The sequence below is a fragment of the Streptomyces beigongshangae genome (genome assembly GCF_019710745.1).
Taxonomy (GTDB): Bacteria; Actinomycetota; Actinomycetes; order Streptomycetales; family Streptomycetaceae; genus Streptomyces; species Streptomyces beigongshangae.
In genome coordinates, this window is the sequence record NZ_JAHKJW010000135.1 from 1 (window position 1) to 4,740 (window position 4,740).

2 rRNA genes are annotated in these 4,740 nt (G+C 58.1%); both read right to left on the bottom strand.

The window, feature by feature from the left end:
- Positions 1-2,568: ribosomal RNA gene (locus KM933_RS38295) — 23S ribosomal RNA — on the bottom strand; the annotation flags it as partial.
- A 727-nt stretch (positions 2,569-3,295) separates the two neighbouring features.
- Positions 3,296-4,740: ribosomal RNA gene (locus KM933_RS38300) — 16S ribosomal RNA — on the bottom strand; the annotation flags it as partial.

Here is a 4,740-nt window from a genome sequence, read left to right on the forward strand (position 1 = left end):
ACCCATCAGACACTGTCCCTGATCCGGATCACGGACCCAGGTTAGACATCCAGCACGACCAGACTGGTATTTCAACGACGACTCCACCTGAGCTGGCGCTCAAGCTTCACAGTCTCCCAGCTATCCTACACAAGCCGAACCGAACACCAATATCAAACTGTAGTAAAGGTCCCGGGGTCTTTCCGTCCTGCTGCGCGAAACGAGCATCTTTACTCGTAGTGCAATTTCACCGGGCCTATGGTTGAGACAGTCGAGAAGTCGTTACGCCATTCGTGCAGGTCGGAACTTACCCGACAAGGAATTTCGCTACCTTAGGATGGTTATAGTTACCACCGCCGTTTACTGGCGCTTAAGTTCTCAGCTTCGCCAAACCGAAGTTTGACTAACCGGTCCCCTTAACGTTCCAGCACCGGGCAGGCGTCAGTCCGTATACATCGCCTTACGGCTTCGCACGGACCTGTGTTTTTAGTAAACAGTCGCTTCTCGCTGGTCTCTGCGGCCACCCCCAGCTCACTGTGCAAGACCGATCACCAGTGATGGCCCCCCTTCTCCCGAAGTTACGGGGGCATTTTGCCGAGTTCCTTAACCATAGTTCACCCGAACGCCTCGGTATTCTCTACCTGACCACCTGAGTCGGTTTAGGGTACGGGCCGCCATGAAACTCGCTAGAGGCTTTTCTCGACAGCATAGGATCATCCACTTCACCACAATCGGCTCGGCATCAGGTCTCAGACTATGTGTCATCCGGATTTACCTGGACAACGTCCTACACCCTTACCCCGGGACAACCACCGCCCGGGCTGGACTACCTTCCTGCGTCACCCCATCACTCACCTACTACAGGTCTGGTCCGTCGGCTCCACCACTTTCCTTTCCCCGAAGGGTCCGGAACGGCTTCACGGACTTAGCATCGCCTGGTTCGATGTTTGACGCTTCACAGCGGGTACCGGAATATCAACCGGTTATCCATCGACTACGCCTGTCGGCCTCGCCTTAGGTCCCGACTTACCCTGGGCAGATCAGCTTGACCCAGGAACCCTTAGTCAATCGGCGCACACGTTTCTCACGTGTGTATCGCTACTCATGCCTGCATTCTCACTCGTGAACCGTCCACCACTGCCTTCCGGCGCGGCTTCACCCGGCACACGACGCTCCCCTACCCATCCNTCACGTGTGTATCGCTACTCATGCCTGCATTCTCACTCGTGAACCGTCCACCACTGCCTTCCGGCGCGGCTTCACCCGGCACACGACGCTCCCCTACCCATCCCAGCAGGCGTTGGCCCTATATGCTGGAATGACACGACTTCGGCGGTACGCTTGAGCCCCGCTACATTGTCGGCGCGGAATCACTAGACCAGTGAGCTATTACGCACTCTTTCAAGGGTGGCTGCTTCTAAGCCAACCTCCTGGTTGTCTGTGCGACTCCACATCCTTTCCCACTTAGCGTACGCTTAGGGGCCTTAGTCGATGCTCTGGGCTGTTTCCCTCTCGACCATGGAGCTTATCCCCCACAGTCTCACTGCCGCGCTCTCACTTACCGGCATTCGGAGTTTGGCTAAGGTCAGTAACCCGGTCGGGCCCATCGCCTATCCAGTGCTCTACCTCCGGCAAGAAACACACGACGCTGCACCTAAATGCATTTCGGGGAGAACCAGCTATCACGGAGTTTGATTGGCCTTTCACCCCTAACCACAGGTCATCCCCCAGGTTTTCAACCCTGGTGGGTTCGGTCCTCCACGACCTCTTACAGCCGCTTCAACCTGCCCATGGCTAGATCACTCCGCTTCGGGTCTTGAGCGCGCTACTAGATCGCCCTATTCGGACTCGCTTTCGCTACGGCTTCCCCTCACGGGTTAACCTCGCAACACACCGCAAACTCGCAGGCTCATTCTTCAAAAGGCACGCAGTCACGACGCACCAAGCAAGCTTGATGCGCGACGCTCCCACGGCTTGTAGGCACACGGTTTCAGGTACTATTTCACTCCGCTCCCGCGGTACTTTTCACCATTCCCTCACGGTCCTATCCGCTATCGGTCACCAGGGAATATTTAGGCTTAGCGGGTGGTCCCGCCAGATTCACACGGGATTTCTCGGGCCCCGTGCTACTTGGGTGTCTCTCAAACGAGCCGTTGATGTTTCGACTACGGGGGTCTTACCCTCTACGCCGGACCTTTCGCATGTCCTTCGCCTACACCAACGGTTTCTGACTCGTCTCACAGCCGGCAGACTGTGAAAGAGAGATCCCACAACCCCGCATGCGCAACCCCTGCCGGGTCTCACACACATACGGTTTGGCCTCATCCGGTTTCGCTCGCCACTACTCCCGGAATCACGGTTGTTTTCTCTTCCTGCGGGTACTGAGATGTTTCACTTCCCCGCGGTCCCTCCACACACCCTATGTGTTCAGATGTGGGTGACAGCCCATGACGACTGCCGGGTTTCCCCCTTCGGAAACCCCCGGATCAAAGCCTGGTTGACGGCTCCCCGGGGACTATCGTGGCCTCCCACGTCCTTCATCGGTTCCTGGTACCAAGGCATCCACCGTGCGCCCTTAAAAACTTGGCCACAGATGCTCGCGTCCACTGTGCAGTTCTCAAACAACGACCAACCACCCGTCACACACCGCTCACGCGATGCTGTACCGGGGCCGGCACTGAAGGCGACCTTGACGGCCGTACCTTCAGACACCCAACAGCGTGCCCGACCCGATCCCGTCCGGAGATCATGCTTTCCACACTCTTGCGAGCAGTACTTGCAGCCTCCGACCCGTGAAATCCGGCCGAATAATCAACGTTCCACCCATGAGCAACCACCGTCGGACGTGTGCCGACGTAATGGCCCTGGANNNCCGCTCACGCGATGCTGTACCGGGGCCGGCACTGAAGGCGACCTTGACGGCCGTACCCTCAGACACCCAACAGCGTGCCCGACACCCTCACCCTCTCCTCATCGCTTTCCACGCCGAAGCAGTACTTGCGACCAGAGACAGGCCAAGAGTGCCGAATAATCAACGTTCCACCCATGAGCAACCAGCACCGGACATTCGCCGATGTACTGGCCTCTGACCTCGTCCCGAAGGACTCGGTAAGAAGTGCTCCTTAGAAAGGAGGTGATCCAGCCGCACCTTCCGGTACGGCTACCTTGTTACGNTCTTGCGAGCAGTACTTGCAGCCTCCGACCCGTGAAATCCGGCCGAATAATCAACGTTCCACCCATGAGCAACCACCGTCGGACGTGTGCCGACGTAATGGCCCTGGACCACCAGCGAGCTGGCAGCCTAGATGCTCCTTAGAAAGGAGGTGATCCAGCCGCACCGTCCGGTACGGCTACCTTGTTACGACTTCGTCCCACTCGCCAGTCCCACCTTCGACAGCTCCCTCCCCACAAGGGGGTTGGGCCACCGGCTTCGGGTGTTACCGACTTTCGTGACGTGACGGGCGGTGTGTACAAGGCCCGGGAACGTATTCACCGCAGCAATGCTGATCTGCGATTACTAGCAACTCCGACTTCATGGGGTCGAGTTGCAGACCCCAATCCGAACTGAGACAGGCTTTTTGAGATTCGCTCCACCTTGCGGTATCGCAGCTCATTGTACCTGCCATTGTAGCACGTGTGCAGCCCAAGACATAAGGGGCATGATGACTTGACGTCGTCCCCACCTTCCTCCGAGTTGACCCCGGCAGTCTCCTGTGAGTCCCCATCACCCCGAAGGGCATGCTGGCAACACAGAACAAGGGTTGCGCTCGTTGCGGGACTTAACCCAACATCTCACGACACGAGCTGACGACAGCCATGCACCACCTGTCACCCGACCACAAGGGGGGCACCATCTCTGATGCTTTCCGGGCGATGTCAAGCCTTGGTAAGGTTCTTCGCGTTGCGTCGAATTAAGCCACATGCTCCGCTGCTTGTGCGGGCCCCCGTCAATTCCTTTGAGTTTTAGCCTTGCGGCCGTACTCCCCAGGCGGGGCACTTAATGCGTTAGCTGCGGCACCGACGACGTGGAATGTCGCCAACACCTAGTGCCCACCGTTTACGGCGTGGACTACCAGGGTATCTAATCCTGTTCGCTCCCCACGCTTTCGCTCCTCAGCGTCAGTAATGGCCCAGAGATCCGCCTTCGCCACCGGTGTTCCTCCTGATATCTGCGCATTTCACCGCTACACCAGGAATTCCGATCTCCCCTACCACACTCTAGTCTGCCCGTATCGAATGCAGACCCGGGGTTAAGCCCCGGGCTTTCACATCCGACGCGACAGACCGCCTACGAGCTCTTTACGCCCAATAATTCCGGACAACGCTTGCGCCCTACGTATTACCGCGGCTGCTGGCACGTAGTTAGCCGGCGCTTCTTCTGCAGGTACCGTCACTTTCGCTTCTTCCCTGCTGAAAGAGGTTTACAACCCGAAGGCCGTCATCCCTCACGCGGCGTCGCTGCATCAGGCTTTCGCCCATTGTGCAATATTCCCCACTGCTGCCTCCCGTAGGAGTCTGGGCCGTGTCTCAGTCCCAGTGTGGCCGGTCGCCCTCTCAGGCCGGCTACCCGTCGTCGCCTTGGTGAGCCACTACCTCACCAACAAGCTGATAGGCCGCGGGCTCATCCTTCACCGCCGGAGCTTTCAACCCCCACAGATGCCTGCAGGAGTGTTATCCGGTATTAGACCCCGTTTCCAGGGCTTGTCCCAGAGTGAAGGGCAGATTGCCCACGTGTTACTCACCCGTTCGCCACTAATCCCC